The organism is Larkinella harenae (assembly GCF_054780515.1).
In genome coordinates, this window is sequence record NZ_BAAGWE010000001.1 from 1,302,919 (window position 1) to 1,320,953 (window position 18,035).

Here is an 18,035-nt window from a genome sequence, read left to right on the forward strand (position 1 = left end):
CTGCCGGTTTGCCCGTCTTTTTCCCATGACGTTGGTCAGGATTCGGGCTGAGCATCGTCAGGAAATGGCGCAATACAGATCATGCCGTGGGCTAATGCAGGTCATGATTTCGGTCGGTTTTGTTGGCAATCTTTGTGTCATCAAACTTTTAATTGATACGACGATGAACACGAAACTTGCCTTGCCCGCTCAACCAGTTGCTGCATCTACTACCAGCCAGAACTGGACTACCCGATATAATAACCTGATTCATTTGCTCGAAACCGGCGACTACCGGTTTACCATGATGGGGGCCATGCTCATGTTGCAGGGCTGTATCCTGACTCCGGTTTCTCTGTTAATTTTTCAATACTTCGATTTCGGTTACAGTGATATTTTCGCCGGTGTGGCCGTAGCAGCCTTCTTCGCGGTGTTGGTGTCTAACCTGGGGTTGCTGTCAGTGCGGTTTTGTCTCAATCTTTTTGCCGTTAACGTCCTGGTACACCTGGCCATGATGGCCGTTCATTTCATACACTAAGTTAAAGTAGCGTACGGACTGCGTCCATTCAGTAAATGCGTTATATTTGTTGGAATATAACGACAATTCTACCCCGACTGGATGAAAAATTTTACCTGCTGTACGCGGAGTGGTCTTTTGTGTTTTAACCCGGTTTGCGGTCAACCACGCTTTTATGTTGACTCAAGCCGGGTTTTTGGTTTGGGCGAAGTGACAGTACTGGGCCGTCGGGGAATTGATTCCAGCAACACCGCCCAAAGCCCCGAATGGAGTTGTTCAACCGGCTTGATGTTGGCCGTGCGCTGAATCTGCTGCCGGGCTGAAGGCTTTCCCGAACCGGGCCGCAATTATTTCGTAAATCTTGCCTTGATCAATTTGTAATCGGATCGACCATGAATCAACCTGCTCTGTTTGGCCGTTTTGCCCGTAAGATTGCGGTACTTGTTTTTACGGTAAGTTTAGTAACCGGGAGTAGTTACGCGCAGGTGACGGTTTCGGGGGAAGTGGCCAAACCGCTAACGCTTCAGGCGGCTGATCTGAAAGCCCTGCCGCACGTGGAGGTGATGGGCAAAGACCGTGATGGGAAAGAACACCGGTACTCGGGTGTGGCGTTGGCTGATCTGCTCAAGCGGGCCGGAGCCACGCTCGGCGCGGAACTGCGGGGCGAAAACCTGATGAAATACGTGGTGGTCAGAGCCGTTGATGGCTATGAAGCGCTGTATGCGCTTCCCGAACTGGATCCTGATTTTGCCACTCGGACGATTATTCTGGCCGATCAGGTCGACGGAGCACCCTTACCTGCGGGTGTCGGGCCCTACCGGGTGGTGGTTCCCGGGGAGAAGAAACCGGCCCGCTGGGTCCGGGAAGTGAAGCACATCGAAGTTCGGTTTGCAAAATAAAAACGAGGATGGGGCGGTGGGCTTGTTTCGGATTGCTGTTTGTGGCCGGGCTGGTAGCCTGGAGGGCCGCCGATGAGCCGGTGCCAACGGGTCCTTATTCCCTCCAGTATCCGGCGTCTTTTGGCGGTCGTTTCAGCATTCCGGCTGATAACCCACTGACGCAGGAAGGCGTTTACCTGGGTCGGCTTTTGTTTTACGAACCGCGGTTGTCGAAGACCGGGACGGTTTCCTGCGGAAGCTGCCACCAACAGGCCCGGGCTTTTACGGATGGATTGCGCTTGAGTAAGGGCGTCAGTGAGCAACCAACGCGCCGAAATGCAATGTCGCTGGTCAATTTGCTGTGGGTGCGGAATTTTTTCTGGGATGGTCGTTCGGGCAGTCTGGAAGAACAAGCGCTGATTCCACTGGGCCATGCCGATGAGATGGGGATGAAACCGGGTGAGGCTGCGCTGGTGTTGCAGAAAACGGCGCGGTATCCCGCCCTGTTCCGGCGGGTTTTTGGCTCGGATAGCATCACCGATGCCCGGATTGGAAAAGCGATTGCCCAGTTTGAACGAACGTTGATTTCGGCCAATTCGCCGTATGATCGGTATTTGCAGGGCGCGTATACGCTGACGGCTGCCGAAGCACGCGGATTGGCGTTGTTTATGACCGCTCCCTATTCCGGCAAAGGTATTCGGGGTGGTAATTGCGCGCATTGCCACGGTGGTCCCAAACTCATGCAGGAGTTATTCCACAACAATGGTCTCGACCAGCAGGCCCGCGATCCGGGGCGGCAGGAGGTAACCCTGCGGTCGGACGACCACGGACGGTTCCGGGTGCCGAGCCTGCGAAACATTGCACTAACTGCTCCGTATATGCACGACGGGCGGTTTGCTACTTTGTTGGCGGTAATCAATCACTACAGCGACCACGTACAGCAAACACCGACCCTGGCCCCCGAATTAGTGTCGGCGCAGGCGGGTGGACTTAGGCTAACAGGTTCCGAAAAAAATGATTTATTGGCTTTTCTTCATCTGTTGACCGACACCTCATTTGTCACTAACCCGCTGTTTTCCAATCCCCACTGACGACTCTGGACACGATAACAGGAATTGAATCAAGATCAAATTTTGGCTACTCTGAAATTTATTATGATAAGTTTAGAATTATAAGATGAATCTATGTAACCCTTTCTTTAAAATTGGTTACATAGATTTTATTTCGATTATATTGGCGTACTATTTAATAGTAGGACAGAGAAAATTATAACAGCCCGGCCTGCTTAGGTCGGGCCTGTATTCCCCCACTTTATCTACTTTTTTGCCTTCAATAATCAATGGCTTTGTCCTTGTTATAATTAGAGAGATGATGGATTTACTCAATGTTACATAATTACTAGGCCCGGTGTATTTGCCGGGCTTTTTTAATAAAAAAAGGCTAATAAATTATACTCAAATTCCTGATGCAACTAATTTAAAGGGCGTTTGAAAGGATAGAAGTAGATAAATATTTTTGATTGTAATTTATTGGTAGTAAGCGATAAATGTACTTATCTGTTTCTTCCTGACAGACTTCTATTAGCAATCATACTCTTCGCCGATTGAACCGCACAAGCAGTTTAATCCTTGCTGTAGTAAATAAGTATTTTTTGTATTAATAGAGTAGCCCAATGGAAGTTATTGTTGCCTGATGAAAGAGGTAATCTAAAATAAAAATTTACTTAAGGTATTTGCTAGTATAAATAACAACCTGATTCAATAGAAGCCTTGGTCGTGTTTATTACACTGAGCGAAGCTAACTCGATCCGTTTGTTGAATTATAAAATAAAAATATTTTCATGTTTCGGTCTCTACAAATGGCAGTGGACGGCTAGGGTAATTTAGACGTAAAAAAGCGATTTCTACGGTGTTGATGATATATGTAAAATATGTTTCTAAAATATTAGAAATGGTAACGTCGAAACGCCTTTTTTTTGCGTATTTTCATCCCGATGGATTGCCTTTCTGGTTTGCTCAACACATTAACAGGCAAAATAAAGCCCGGCGCGTGGTCGGGCTTTTGTCTGTTTGACGTGAATTCGAGACTAAGGGCAAATAGAGATTGTAAGAAAAAGTTGGCTACCAGTCCTTTACTTGCTCCGTACAGTTAGAATCCGTTGAAAGCGGTCGGCTCTGGAATGGGAGTACCTATTGCTGCTTTGATGCGGTTTTGAAGTTCCAGATCCAGGATCCGGGCGTATTCGGTCCACTCTTTATCGGCAGCGGTAAAATCATCTCCTCGCTCTTTTTCTTCGGCTTTATAATGTTTTTCAGCATCTTTTACGTACGATGCGGCCAGGTTGATGGCATAATCATACATTTTTTGAATTTCCTCAAACGAAAGCTCATCTAGCTTTTTCATGTTTCCGTGTTCTGGTACGAGCAATAAACTACGGAGCGTGGCTAAATGTTGGGGACGGTTCATCAGATCCTGTCAGTTGCCGGGAAACCGGATTGCCCTCCGACGTTTTGGATCAACGGGTTGGTTTTTGTTCTGGCTGGTTATCAGCCACCATTTTGGCGATGTATTGTTGAAGCGAGGTTGTGCCCCGGTAGGGAAGGCCCGGCAGAGCGTATGGCTGATCCAAGGTAGCGGCAGTCATGTTGGCCATCGATTCCGCAGCTTTGTCCGAGAAACCCATCGTTTTCAAAGCCGGTTGCCACTGATCACGTGGCGTTTCTACGGCTTCGACGGTTTTGTGCAGCGCCAGGGCAAACGCTGCGGCTACGTCGGCTGATGAATAAACTTCCGGACCTTCTATATGGTATAATCCCGCGGTTTCGACGGGTTCGGTCAGCAACCGGGCCGCAAGCAGACCAATATCCTCAGGCGCTACCATAGGCAGTTTGAAATCAACCGGATACAGGGTGTAGACTTTTCCTTCCTGTTGGGCAGTTTGCAGCGAAAACTCCCAATTGCTCATGTAATAGGCACCCCGGATGATGCTTACTGGAATCGGCTGGCGAGCCAGTTGCTGCTCCATCTCATACAGGACGCCTAGGTCGCCGATCTGATCGCCCGGTTGGGCCCCATACGTGGATTCGGCAACAATTTTTTCCAGGCCGGAGTCTTTTAAAGCTGCCAGAATGGCTAATATGCTCCGGCGTTCTTCAGCGGCCGTATCCGTATCTGGTGGAGCGGGTGGATTGAGCAGAAACAGGCGTTTGCCCTGGCGGAAAACTCGGCTCAAGGCATCCACATCGTGTATATCAACCACCGCAGCCTGCGCTCCTCTCTGCTGCCAGTTGTCGGCTTTTTGGGGATCGCGCGTGATGACGGTGATGGGTTCTCCCTGTTTTAGTAAGGTAGTAGCTACCACTGAACCAATATGACCCGTAGCACCGAGAATGATATGCATAGGCTTAGAATTGAACGAAGGAAATGTTTGCCTTCTAAGCAACGAAAAGACGTTTTTGTTCAAATTTTATCTACGTAAAACAAAGTAGTGCCACCTCGTCGGTGCCAAATAGCTACAACCATCGTAAAAAAAATAAAAAAGTGAGTTTTAGCAGTGCGACCGGCTGCGGAACTCTTCTTTTTAGTAGTTGTTTCAGAAAGGATGGTATTTTAACAAGATCTTTCCTGGAAATTTGTGTCCAAATTTTGGATAATGGTAACGTTGGCATTTATTTTGCCTGTAACTACATTAATTAGTGACTACACAAGTGTAGTAAAATAGGACAGAGAAAAAATCGTTACAGCCCGGCTTTTTTGCCGGGTTTTGTTTTTAATGGGTCTCCGGAGGGGGGAGTTTTTCGTGTCTAAACTCCGTAGGCTGAAGCTGGCCGGAATGGTCCGCTTTGAAAAGATAGTTTGGCGGGGCCAAACTACCAGGATTTCCAACTTCCTGCGTAATTTTGGCGTTGCATAGCGCCTTTCACCTGCACTCCTGAACGCCGATTTCATGAAAAAGCTGTTTCTGCTCACCAGCCTGTTTTTCATCCTGAATACTCCTGCGGTTTTTGCCCAAACAGCCGACGAAATGATTTGGTGGAACCCTGCCAATGCCGAATCGCGGGTGATTGAAGGGCAGGCCTGGACGGGGAAAACTCTTCAACATCCGTACGACCGTTTACCGGCGGAGGCCGAAAAGAGCGTTCGGCCGATTGTCTGGAACCTGTCGCGCAATGCTGCCGGGCTGATGATTCGGTTCCGGTCCCCGGCCAGTAAAATTGTTGTGCGGTATGCCGTCAGTGGGAAACATGCCCTGCCGCATATGCCCGCAACGGGTGTCAGTGGCGTTGATTTATACGCCGGAACCAGCCACGGTGATTGGTTATGGTGCAACGGAAAATACGCTTTTGGAGACACCATTCAATACCAGTTTGCCAATCTGGGCGTCAGCGACTCACAGCATTCGCAGGGGCGCGAATACCGGTTGTATCTGCCGCTGTATAATGCCGTAAAATGGCTTGAAATTGGGGTTCCGAAGGGAGTAACCCTAACCCCGTTGCCCGTGCGGGACGACAAGCCGATTGTCGTGTACGGCACTTCCATTGCACAAGGAGCCTGCGCGTCGCGGGCTGGCATGGCCTGGACGGCCATTCTGGGACGGAAAATGGATCGGCCGCTCATCAACCTGGCGTTCTCCGGCAACGGGCAGTTGGAAAAGGAAATTGTCGAACTGTTGCCACAAATCGATGCCAAAATCTACGTGCTGGATTGTTTACCCAACCTGATAACCACCCCCGAGCGGACAGCGGAAGAGGTGAAAAAACGCATTCGGGAATCGGTCCGGACGTTGCGGCAAAAACGACCGGCGACGCCCATTCTGCTGGTCGAACACGCGGGCTATACGGACGGTGAAAGCAATCCGGCCCGGCAACGGGCTTATGAAGAGCTGAATGCGCTGACGCGTCAGATCTTTACACAATTGAAAAGCGAAGGCATTGATAACCTGCACCTGCTGCCAAAATCTGAGATCAATCTGTCGGCGGATGCGATGGTTGATGGTACCCATCCGTCGGATCTGGGCATGCAGCAATATGCCGACGCGTACGAACGGACCCTGCGCCGTGTTCTGCACGAACCTTCCGGTACGGTTTCGACCACCCAGCCCCGGACGCAGTCTCGTGATTCCCGGCTGTACGATTGGGAAACCCGTCACCGTGAAATTAGGGCCCGGCTGAAAGCCAAACCACCCCGGATCGTCTATATCGGCAACTCGATTACGCATTACTGGGGCGGAGAGCCCAAAGCTCCGCTCGCGCAGGGCGCCGACTCCTGGAAAACCGTACTGGAACCGCTGGGTGTGCAAAACCTGGGTTATGGTTGGGACCGCGTCGAGAACGTACTCTGGCGGGTATACCACGGCGAACTCGACGGTTATAAGGCGGAGCAGGTGGTACTGATGATTGGAACCAATAACATACACCTGAATTCGAACGCCGAGATTATAGCCGGGTTGAAGCAGTTGATTGGCGCGATTCAGGTGCGTCAGCCGGGCGCCGATATTCTCATGGTCGGTATTTTGCCTCGCCGGGACGAAGAGCAGCGACTGGTCGGACTCAACGAGGAACTGGCGCGGCTGGCTGGTGAAGTCAATGTGCACTTTGCGCAGCCCGGAACGGTTTTTCTGAAACCCGACGGAAAAATTGACGAAGCCCTCTTTGGCGATGGCTTGCATCCCAATGCGGAAGGTTACCGGCGGTTTGCGGAGAAATTGGTGCCGTACCTGAAAAAAGCCCCGGAAGTGGCGGCTCCCGCTCCCAAACGGAAGAAAAATAATAGCAGTAAGACGAGAGAGAAAAGACGGGTGTAGCTTCATCTTTATTCTCATGTCTTACGGCTATGATCTATTCTTATTCCTTCGTCACCACCTCGTCCAGGTTCAGCATGGCGTTGGCGGTAACGGCCAGTGCGGCTAATTCGGGGGTAGCCTCGGTACAGGCCAGGAGTTTGCGGGCCTCGTCCGGTTGCCGGCGGTATTGTTCCCGGGTTTTTCGGTACAGCCGGGTCAGCACGGCTAGCTTGGCCGTGGGCAACGGCCGGAGCATGATGCGCCGGAATCCGGCCTGAATTTGTTGCTCGGGTTTGTCGCTCTGATACCGCATCCAGTCGGCCAGATTTTGGGCGGCTTCGACGTAGACGGGGTCGTTGAGCGTCACCAGTGCCTGCAGGGGTGTATTGGTGCGCAAACGCCGGAGCTGACAAAATTCGCGACTGGGACTATCGAACGTGATCATCGACGGATACGGGGCCGTGCGTTTCCAATACGTATACAACGCCCGGCGGTAGCGATCTTCACCCTGGCTCAATTTCCAGCTTTCTCCGCTGTAGGGCGATTGCCAGATGCCGTCGGGTTGCGCGGGCATCACACTGGGACCATACTGTTTCTTACTCAGTAACCCGCTGGCCGCCAGTACCTGATCGCGTACCTGTTCGGCATTCAGCCGGACGCGCGGCCCCCGCATCAGAAAAGCATTGTTGGGGTCGTGGGCCAGTGCTTCCGGCGACGCTTTGGAATGTTGCCGGTAGGTGGCCGACAGAACGATGCGCCGGAGCAGTTTTTTAACACTCCAGTGGTCCGTTTCCATGAATTCGGCCGCCAGCCAGTCGAGCAGTTCGCGGTGTGTCGGCGGAAAGCCCTGCGTGCCCACATCTTCGACGGTTTCGACAATTCCGGTACCAAACAACTGCTCCCAAAACCGGTTTACGGCAACCCGCGCCGTTAGTGGATGCTCCCGACTTGTCATCCACAGGGCAAGCCCCAACCGGTTTTTAGGCAAATGGGCGGGCATCGGCGGCAGCGATTTGGGCACATCTGGCGTTACTTTTTTCCCTTTCACCAACCAGTTGCCGCGCTCAAAAACGTGGGTTTCCCGGAACAGATCACCGGTCCCTTCCTGCATAACGGGCAGCAAATCGGGTTTGGCATTCAGGAGTTCGGCTAGTTTGTGATCCATTTCGCCCAAGGCCGTTGCGGGTTGGCCCGGCAAAGCGGCCTGAAGAGCCACCCACTTGATCATTACCCATTCTTTGGGGTCTTTCGGGTTGTTCAGTTTCAGGTAAAGATCATGACGACCCGAAACCTTCGGAAGGGCTAACACAAAGGTAGTATCGCGCCACGGACTGCCGGTTTTGGGAACAGCCTGCCGGAGTAGGGCCGGGCCGTTTACACTATCCTGGTGCACGGTGATGACCGCTTTTTCGGACCGGGTTCCCCAGGCAATGATCAGGCGGTTTTTGTCGTTCAAATCCTGGTTTTTAACGCGGGCCGAACCGTCGTGCTGAATGGCGGTGTACATGGCACCCATCAGCGACGCGTTGACGTACTGATCGAAACTGTGGGAATTGATCTTCGGTTCGGTCAAGCGGGCAAAACGCAGGAAATTGACCATCTGCTGGGGATCAATCGGCTGTTCCGAAATCCACTTTTGTAAGTCCCGGAGTTTAACGGAGTCGGCGTCCTTGTAAAACCGTAAGGTGGGCGTGTCGCTCGGTACATCCTCGTCGCGGGAGTTATTGAAGAACGCCATGTATTTGTAATAATCTTCGTGGACGAACGGATCGTACGGGTGGCTGTGACATTGCACGCAGCCAAAGGTGGTGCCTTGCCAGACATCCCAGGTGGTGTTTACCCGGTCGATCACCGCCGACACCCGGAACTCCTCATCCTGCGTACCACCTTCATCGTTGGTCATCGTGTTGCGATGAAAGGCCGTCGCAATCAGGGCGTTATCGCGTAATGACTCGCTATCGTCGCGCTTGCCGTTCGGGTCGACTACCAGATCACCCGCCAGTTGTTCGACCGTAAACTGATCGAATGGTTTGTCTTCGTTGAAGGCTTTTATCAGCCAGTCGCGGTATCGCCACATGGGGCGGGCCAGATCAGCCTCGTACCCTTTGGTATCGGCGTAGCGGGCCAGATCGAGCCACATGCCCGCCCAGCGTTCGCCGTACGCGGGCGAGGCCAGCATTCGGTCCACCATCTTTTCGTAGGCGTTTGGGGCTTTATCATTCAGAAAAGCCGTTACTGCCTGCTCCGTGGGGGGCAGACCTGTCAAATCGAACGAGACACGCCGGATGAGCGTTACCCGGTCGGCTTCGGGCGATGGTTTTAATGGTTCCGGTCGGGGGTTGGCCAGAACGAAGTGATCTATTTCATTTTTTGCCCAGTTCGATTCATCACTTTCAGCCATGCCCAGCCGCGACCAGAAAGTACCAATCGAAGGGATTTCCGGTTTTTCAACCGGTTGGTAGGCCCAGTGTTTTCCCCATTCGGCACCCTGATCGATCCATTTGCGGAGCAATTCGATTTCTTCGTCTCTGAGGGGGGGCGCGTCCAGCGGCATCCGCTCTTCAGGATCCGTGAGCGTAAGTCGGCGAATCAGTTCACTGGCATCGGCGTTGCCCGGCACAATGGCGTGTTTGCCGGATTTGGCCGGGGCCAGGGCTTCGTGTTCGAAAAGCAGGCTATAATTCGACGCTTTTTTGACACCACCGTGGCAGGCAATGCATTGTTTATTCAGGAGTGGTTTGATTTGCGTATTGAAGTCGACGCGATCCTCCCGCACGGTTATCCAGATCAACGACGTAAGAGTAAGCAGAATTGCGAGCGCAATGCTTAGACGAAATAACGGCTTCATAACTGGGTTTAGGGGTTGCTGCAGAGCACTTCCTACAGCGGAATGGTTGGACTAATTTACGAAATTAGATTTACTTCTGGGACTTTTGAACGTTTTATGCGGTACATATAGGTCAAAATAAGCTGTAAATAAGATTAGTTGTGAACCTTTTACGGTTTCAGCAATATTATCCCATCAAACGGAAACCGCCCTGGCAAAGCTAATTTTTAGCTTTGCCAGGGCGGTTTCCGTTAATAATACTAAAACTCCCGCAGCTTAGCGGATAATCAGAATCTTCGCACTACGAACCGCCTGCCCCTGTCGTACCACCACCACATAGGTCCCGCTCGCCCCCGACAGGCGTATGTGATGCCGGTGTTGTCCAACGAAGCCTTCCATCGTCTTTTTGTACCACGGCCGTCCTAGCTCGTCAACTACTGACAATTCGCCGGGTGCTGCGGTGGTGGAATAAAAACGAACTTCAAATTCTCCATTGCTTGGATTGGGGTTCACCAGCACCAGACCGGATGCAGCATTCTGGTCGGTGCTAACGTTCAGCCGGGCGTTGGGCGCACAATTCAGCGGTTTGGGTGCCCAGTTGAGGGTATAGTTGCTGTTCTGGACTTTGGCGCTGATCTGAACGGTTTGCCCCGTTTTGACGCTGGCCGGGGTGGGGAAGTTGTAAACGTGATAGCCGTTGCCTTTCCCGGCGCTCAGCAGATCGGGCCGGAAAATATCGGCGCGGGCGGTTCCGATGGAGGTGCCGTTGGCGAAAAACTCGACAGTAAACGGTTCATTGGGTTTGTCGCGGTCCCAAACCCAGCCCCGGATGGAACCACATTCGACTTTGTCCAGATAGCCCTCAAAGTTGCCCGTCACGACTGGGGGCGGGGTAGATTGATCCGAAATACTGAGCAGAACAGTAACGGAAGTGGAGAGCGTTCCATCGGTAGCGGAGTAGGTCAGCGTCAGGTTGTCTTTGGTGGTGGTGGTTCCGCTGATGGTACGGGTGTTGGCCGCAAAGCTCAGGCCACTGGGCAACCCCGTCAGTGTATAGGTGAGCGGATCATTATTCGGGTCGGTAAAGGCCGGCAGGGTGGCACTGAACGCTGAGTTTACCGTGGCCGACAGGGGGAGTACTGAAGGGGCCACCGGAGGTTGGTTCGTTGGCGGGTTTTCCGGACCCGTGGCGGGGCAATTCAGCGGTTTGGGTGCCCAGTTGAGGGTATAGTTGCTGTTCTGAACTTTGGCGCTGATCTGAACGGTTTGCCCTGTTTTGACGCTGGCCGGGGTGGGGAAGTTGTAAACGTGATAGCCATTGCCTTTCCCGGCGCTCAGCAGATCAGACCGAAAAATGTCGGCCCGGGCGGTTCCGATGGAGGTGCCATTGGCGAAAAACTCCACGGTAAACGGTTCGTTAGGCTTGTCGGTGTCCCAGACCCAGCCCCGGATGGAACCACATTCGACCTTGTCCAGATAGCCTTCGAAGTTGCCCGTCACGACTGGGGGCGGGGTAGATTGATCCGAAATACTGAGCAGAACAGTAACGGAAGTGGAGAGGGAGCCGTCGCTGGCGGTGTAGGTCAGCGTCAGGTTGGCTTTGGCGGTAGGCGTTCCGCTGATGGTGCGGGTGTTGGCCGCAAAGCTCAGTTCACCAGGCAACCCCGTCAGCGTGTAAGTTAGCGTGGGTGAATCCGGATCGTTGAACGCTGGTAAGGTGGCCGTAAAAGGGACGTTGACCCGGGCCGACAGGAGGGGCACCGAAGGCGCTACCGGCGGTTGATTGGCGGGGGATTGGGCACCCTGGCAGGTCAGCTTTTTGGGCGAATCTTTCAGAATAAACGTGGCGCCAAGCACCCGGCCGCTCAGGGTGTGGGTTCGGTTGTCTTTCAGCGTCTCCGGAATCGAAAATGTAAAGCCATGCATGCCATTGCCTTTGCCCGCATTTAGCAAGTCCTGGCGGAAGTCATCGGCGATGATGGTGGCAACAACCCGTTGATCGTCCAGAATTTCGACATAGATAGGCGTGTTGGGCTTATTGCCATTCCAGGCCCAGCCGCGCAGAGAACGACAATCGATGCCGCCCATATAACCGTCAAAATTACCGGGTAACGACCCCTGAGGGTGGACCGTAATGGTAACGGGGTTCGAAGCCGGACTTTCACAACCCGCAACCCGGCGGCATTTTGCTGTGTAGAGTGTGTTTACTTCGGGTTTGACTTGCACCGAAATGCCGGTTTGGCCCGTACTCCAGACAACGGTTTCGCTACATCCGCTGGCCGTTAACACAACGGTCTGACCGTCCGTAATCTCGGTTGGATTGGCTGAAATGAATGGGGCGGCAGGTGCACCCGAGCAACTGTTGGTGCCAACCTGAATAAAAGGGCTGTACGTAAACTGATTGTCGCTGGTGACTTTTTTCAGGCGGTAGAAGGCGAGGGCGGACGCGTCGTTGTGGGCGAAAAAATACGTTTGCCCCGTCTGGCTGTTGCCCGTGGTGGGTATCGTGGTCACCGGATTGAAGGTAGCTCCATCGGTGCTGAATTCGAGGACAAACTCCTTGGCGTTGTTTTCGTAGCGGGTCGACCAGCTGAGGTTTTTGCCTTCGGGCACCGCTTCTCCCTGGAAGTAGGTGAGCTCAATCCCGGAATTCGAAGTCGGGAACAGGGCAAAATATTCATCCAGGAAAACCAGCCGGGCTTCAAGCCGCGACAGCAGGTACGGCAGGTCATCGGTTTTTATGGTTCCGGGCCATTTCATCGTTTCGCGGGCATAGGCTCCTTCATTGTTTAGAAGATTGTAGTTGGCCTCAATTCGGTTTTTTAATGTTTGCAGCGCAAAATCACTGCGTCGTAGCGCAAACCAACGGTTTCGCATTTTGCTCTTGAAACCGTCTGGATCCAGGGCCAGCAGCCGATCGAACAGCCCATTTTTACTGATGCTGCGAACGTCGCCCAGGTTGCGTTCGGAGGTGGTCAGGTAGCCGAGCGTTCCGTCGAGGTCCCAGGGAAGCAGGAAGTACGGTTCATTTTCTTTGTACCGGGCTACAAACTGGTTATTTCCGAAATTGTCGGACGCTTCGACTGCGTTCAGAAAAATAAAGTAATCAATCAGGTTGTCCATTTTCAGTTTGCTGGAAACCGAGGCTTTGAAATCATCGGCGGGCGACGTTACGACAAACTTGACGAGGTTGTAAAGGTTGTTCCAGTAAGGGTCCGGGTAATCCATTTCAAAACCGCCCCAGACTTCAGCCGCCGGGTTGGCCGGTGGGGCCGGAAGACCCGTAAAGGTGTTGGCTTCGCTAAAACCGTCGGCCTTGTACAGTTCGCCCCGAATTTCACCTCCATCACCGGTTTTCTTGAGTTTGAGCTGTTTCCGGTCCATCGGCTCTGTAAACATATAGACGCCGGTATAGGAGCCGTTGACAAAAACGTCGCAGTATTTTGTTCGGATGGCGGAGTTGGCATCGGGTTCCTGAGCGATATAGTAGACCTTGTGCATATCCAGCCACAAAGCATGAGCCGTAGCATTATTCAGCCGCAAGGGCTCGTTGTACATGGCCAGCAAAAACCATTTGCTGTCTTTCCGCATGCCAAGCAGAGACGTTTCCAGTTTTTCGTTGCCGTCCGGATTCTGCCAGAGCTCCATGTTATAGGACTTTTTGGGAAACCGACGCGAAATATTGCCCCGAATCCGAATGCCCATGTTGGAGGAAAAAAGGGGGTCGTTGGCGTTGGCCAACGTGAACGTTCCCTTGGTCCGGTTATCGTTATTGCTGATTTCCTGGTTGCCCTGTGTATTGATTTCAATGAGTGGCAAGCGGGTAAAATACAGCGTGTACACAACGTTGTTGTTCGTCACCTTATACGGTTTTCCGATCTCAAACGCCTGAACAGATTCCGTAAATGTATAAGCTTTGTCAAATTGAATGCTCGGGAATGCCTGTCCGGTCGGAAAGGCGGGTAGCTGATTACAAAGAATCAATTTTAGCTGATTGTCAATTTGGTAGCGCCCGGCTGCTGCGGTAACAGATTGGGCCTGGGCGGTTACAAGGCGAAGAAAGAATAGAAGCAGAAGCGCCGACAATGCAATACGCATGCGCAGGGCCGCGAAGTAATGGTGATTCATGGCATTAAGTTTTTCGACGTGGAGTATAGAATTTCGCTATCCTGAACGATTTCCGTGCAGAAGCAACCGCGGGTGATTGCTTCGCAACAACAGCAGCGGACAACAAAAGATCTGCTGTTGGGCTACTCAGGCAAAGAGATTAAGTTATTGATAAGCTGAGTTTAGTGCAATCCTGATGCCGGTATCCGTGAAGGCTTTGAGGGAGCCGATTGCCTTGAGCCACAAAAGCTCGGGTGAGGGGGGACTAATCTGGCCTACGGCGCTGTTATGCACGTCGATGACCGAAGTCTAGATTTAATGAAAAGTTAGTCAATGCCTGGGTAAGAAACCGTAAAAAGCAAAGGAGCGGCTCTTAGCCGCTCCTTTGCTTCCTTAACATACTGCCTCTACGGATGGCAACCACGCCAGTAGCTGGGTACTAGCTAGCAGCGTTGCTTACTTCAGGGTGGTCAGAAACTCAACTACATCCCGGATTTCCCGTTTCGAGAGGATGTACCCCATCGGTGGCATACTCGATGGCAGGTTTTCCCGTTTGTCGATGCGGGCCACCGGAACTTTCAGGGGTTCAGCCTCGGTCGTTTTCAGAATTAGTTCGGTTTTGGTTTCATCGGCCAGAATTCCGCTCACGGTTTGCCCGTCTTTCAGCGTCAGCGATACCATCCCGAAACCGGGCGCCAGCCGGGCGCTGGGCTCGATGAGGGCCTGTAAAAGTTGCTCACGAGTCAGTACGCTACCGATGTTGGTTAGCGACGGTCCAACGGCTCCGCCCTGTCCGCCAATGGCGTGACAACGTACGCATTGGGCCGTGGAATTGGTATTAAAAATCCGGCGTCCCATCTGGGCATTGCCGCCAAAGAGCGCATCCTGGTAATCAGCAAGACCGCTTCCGGATGGGCGGAGGGGCGCCATCTTTGCGATCAGGGCCGCCGATTTCGTAGCATCAATGGCTTCGCTTAATTCAAGTGCCAAACTGGGAGACAGTTGCTTGCTCGCCATTTTATCAATCAGACCTGATAGAATCGGTTCCGTTTTTGCCACCGGCATCCCGCCCAGCACGCGTAACAACTGCTGCTGTTCTTTCACGGACCCTTTCTCGAAGATGGCTCTGGATACCTCCGCCAATGCTTCCGGTGACAAATTCAGGCCGCTAACCAGCCCCAGTGCCGTTGCCCGGACATCGGCATCCGAATCATTCATCCCTTTTTTGATGACCGATTCAATGTCCTTATACTTTAGTTGCTGCAACGCCAGAAGACTGGCCGACCGAACGTCCGCCGACGCACTTTCTGCCATGAGTTTCGCCAGACTTCCGGCCTGGTCGGTGAGGCCAAGATTGCCCATCATCTGCGCCGTGGCTACCAGAATTACGGGTTCAGAATCCTGCAAGAGCGCATCGATTTGGGGTTGTATTTTGGCTTTTACAACGGACGGATTCCGTTGAACCGGTCCCCGGTACCGGCCATCGACGCGGTCAAGCACCGACGGATTTGCCCAGGTACCGATGGTCGCCAGTGCTTCGGCGCGCAGCTCTTTCGCCACATTTTTACGTTGCGCAAAGGCCACCAGTGTGTTCAATTGCTCGTCGCCACCTACCCGCAGGCTGGCGTTGATAGCCCGGCGCAGCAACGGTTCGGATGTAAAGCGGGTTTCTTTCAGCGTAGCAGCCAGCGCGGGGAGCGCTTTTTCGATGGACAAATCATCGTTGATGGCTCGGGCGGCCTCTGTAACGATGTATTCGTCTTTGTCCTGCAAAAATACACTGATTTTCTCGCTACTGAGTCGGCGCAACACCAGCACGGCGGCCAGCCGCAACGATTTGTTCGGATTCGTGGCCAGCGCCACCATGGGGTCCACCTGACCGATGCGCGACAGGGCGAGCACGGCGGCATGACGCAGGTACAGATCTTCATCGTTGTTGGCTTTGATCAGGTTCAGCAACGGTTCAATGGCGGGCTGGTATTTGATCCGGCCGAGGGCTTGCGCACTGAAAAACTGGACCCGCGGATTTTTGCTGGTCAGCAGCGGAAGTAGCTGCGGTCCGGCTTCCGGAGCCGCTGCGTCGCCGAGCACTTTGGCGGTCTGGGCCACAATTTCCAGATCAGCGTCTTTCAGCAGCGGCAGTAACGACACGGTATACGCTTTATCCTGCCGTTCCAATTGGCCAAGGCCCCAAATGCCATGAATACGAGCCAGTTGGTTCTGGGTCTGCGCTACGGCTTTCTGCAAAACCGCAGCCCCTTTGGCTCCGCGTTTGGCCAGCTCAAACTGTGCTTTCTGCCGGATGCGCATATCCGGGTTCGATAGCAGCGTCAATAGCTGATCTTCCGTTTGCGAACCGTAGTTCAGGGCCATCAACCGCTTGGTTTCGGCGCGGAGATCCTTTAAATCGTTCTTGTCGTTCGTAACGTCCAGTTTCCAGACGCGGCCGTAATTTTTTGTGTCCCAGCCGTTGATCCAGTCCGCAATATACAGCGCTCCGTCAGGTCCGAAACGGATGCCCGTGGGCAGAATACCGTTTAGAATGTTTTTCTCACCATCGAGCACGAAGGACGCTCCTTTGGGTTTCAGGCCAAACGACCAGATGGGCGAGCGGGCCGGATTGCCCACAAATTCAACCAGGAAAAACTTGTTGCGCCATTCTTTGCCCAGGGCCGTGCCGGGGTTGTACACCATCCCGGTCGGACCATTGTGAAAGTTCTGGATGGGCGGGATGATGTACGCGGCTTGGCCTTCCCAGCGCGGAACGTACAGTTTTTCGTCCATCCAGACTTTGTAGCTGTTATTTTTCGGATCGGTATATTTGCCGTACTGCCAGTTGGCTCGCCAGCCCGCGTCCGATCCTTCTACAACGTGCACCAGTCGTTCGCTTTCGCCGGGGTGGTCGCCGTCGTTGTCGGAGCTGATCAGGTTGCCGTATTCGTCGAATACAAATTCGTGGGTGTTCCGCAACCCTCCCGCAAAGATTTCAAAGTCCGAACCGTCGGGGTTCGACCGGGCGATGATGCCTTCGTTGGACCGGTTGTGGTTGACGCCTTCTTTGGTGGTAATATTAGCGCCGATGTCGCCGATGTTCCAGTAAATCTTGCCATCCGGTCCCTCGATCGGGTTCGACATGCCGTGGCCGCCAAAACCAATGTGAACGCCATAACCGTGGCTGATGGAGGTTTTCTGATCCAGCACACCGTCGCCGTTGGTGTCTTTCAACCGCCACAAATCCGGGGCAATGGCAACGAACGCATCTTCCGCCCGAATCAGTAGCCCTCCGGCCACATCGGACACTTCTTCAAAAAAATCGTTCAGAATGCGAGTGGCTTTGTTGGCCACGCCGTTGCCGGACGTGTCTTCCAGCCGCCACACTTCGTCTTTTTCAACGGTCAGATCGCGCCAATCGTGGCTGCCATCGCCGTTCAGGTCTTTCAGCCATTCGTTTTCCTTACTTTTTTCCGGCGCGAAAGTGCTGCGCAGGAATGCCCGCCGGTCCTCAACGGTTTTCAGGGCAATGGAGGGCGTCATCCAGTTGCGGTGTCCGCGAATGTCAAATTCGGAATTCTTCTGCCGGTTGGTCCTCGTCAGATACACCCGTCCCTGATCATCGATGGACATGGCAACCGGGTCGGGCGCGAGCGAGTCCGACGCCCACAAATCCAGTTTCAGGCCGTCGGCCAGTTTGACCGCCGTACTGCTCCGGATTTCTTTGGCCCGGGTCAAGGCCTGCGCCGGATCCTCCTGAATGACCAGCGGAGCATCGCGGGACGTACGGGATGAGCCAGCGGGCCCCATTTTCATGCAGGAAACAACGGCCAGGGCGATGGCGCCCGAAAAAAGAAGCGGTGTTCGAAAGCGTTTACTCGAAATCATAGGTTAATGGCATTAAGCGTGGTTTGGGCCAGTTATAAAATTAACGTGAGTAAGTCGGGAAGAGCC

General features: G+C 53.2%; 9 protein-coding genes. 4 read left to right on the forward strand and 5 right to left on the reverse strand.

What is annotated here, in order from left to right:
* Positions 1-163: 163 nt before the first annotated feature.
* The 3 genes from ACYVH9_RS05315 (at position 164) to ACYVH9_RS05325 (ending at position 2,465) form a co-directional block, all read left to right on the forward strand.
* Complete coding sequence (locus ACYVH9_RS05315; RefSeq protein WP_460635257.1) at positions 164-517, forward strand: hypothetical protein; 354 nt, start codon at positions 164-166, stop codon at positions 515-517.
* Positions 518-888: 371 nt separating this feature from the next.
* Positions 889-1,395 carry a molybdopterin-dependent oxidoreductase gene (locus tag ACYVH9_RS05320; protein WP_460635258.1) on the forward strand — a complete coding sequence of 169 codons (507 nt, stop codon included), beginning with the start codon at positions 889-891 and terminating at the stop codon, positions 1,393-1,395.
* Between the two features lie 8 nt (positions 1,396-1,403).
* Positions 1,404-2,465 carry a cytochrome-c peroxidase gene (locus ACYVH9_RS05325; protein WP_460635259.1) on the forward strand — a complete coding sequence of 354 codons (1,062 nt, stop codon included), beginning with the start codon at positions 1,404-1,406 and terminating at the stop codon, positions 2,463-2,465.
* Positions 2,466-3,522: 1,057 nt separating this feature from the next.
* Here ACYVH9_RS05325 and ACYVH9_RS05330 read toward each other — a convergent pair.
* Complete coding sequence (locus ACYVH9_RS05330; RefSeq protein WP_460635260.1) at positions 3,523-3,777, reverse strand: hypothetical protein; 255 nt, start codon at positions 3,775-3,777, stop codon at positions 3,523-3,525.
* A gap of 112 nt (positions 3,778-3,889) precedes the next feature.
* On the reverse strand, positions 3,890-4,774 hold the full coding sequence (locus tag ACYVH9_RS05335) for an NmrA family NAD(P)-binding protein (RefSeq protein ID WP_460635261.1): 885 nt from the start codon (positions 4,772-4,774) through the stop codon (positions 3,890-3,892).
* 546 nt (positions 4,775-5,320) lie between these two features.
* Here ACYVH9_RS05335 and ACYVH9_RS05340 point away from each other — a divergent pair.
* The gene (locus ACYVH9_RS05340) at positions 5,321-7,177 is read left to right on the forward strand and encodes an SGNH/GDSL hydrolase family protein (protein ID WP_460635262.1); all 1,857 of its coding nucleotides are present in this window, start codon (positions 5,321-5,323) and stop codon (positions 7,175-7,177) included.
* 40 nt (positions 7,178-7,217) lie between these two features.
* Here the strand turns inward: ACYVH9_RS05340 and ACYVH9_RS05345 are convergent, their stop codons facing one another.
* The 3 genes from ACYVH9_RS05345 to ACYVH9_RS05355 all read right to left on the reverse strand — a co-directional run bounded on the left by ACYVH9_RS05345 (position 7,218) and on the right by ACYVH9_RS05355 (position 17,969).
* On the reverse strand, positions 7,218-10,004 hold the full coding sequence (locus tag ACYVH9_RS05345) for a DUF1553 domain-containing protein (protein ID WP_460635263.1): 2,787 nt from the start codon (positions 10,002-10,004) through the stop codon (positions 7,218-7,220).
* Between the two features lie 255 nt (positions 10,005-10,259).
* Complete coding sequence (locus tag ACYVH9_RS05350; RefSeq protein WP_460635264.1) at positions 10,260-14,111, reverse strand: CotH kinase family protein; 3,852 nt, start codon at positions 14,109-14,111, stop codon at positions 10,260-10,262.
* Positions 14,112-14,546: 435 nt separating this feature from the next.
* Positions 14,547-17,969 carry a DUF7133 domain-containing protein gene (locus ACYVH9_RS05355; RefSeq protein WP_460635265.1) on the reverse strand — a complete coding sequence of 1,141 codons (3,423 nt, stop codon included), beginning with the start codon at positions 17,967-17,969 and terminating at the stop codon, positions 14,547-14,549.
* Positions 17,970-18,035: the final 66 nt, after the last annotated feature.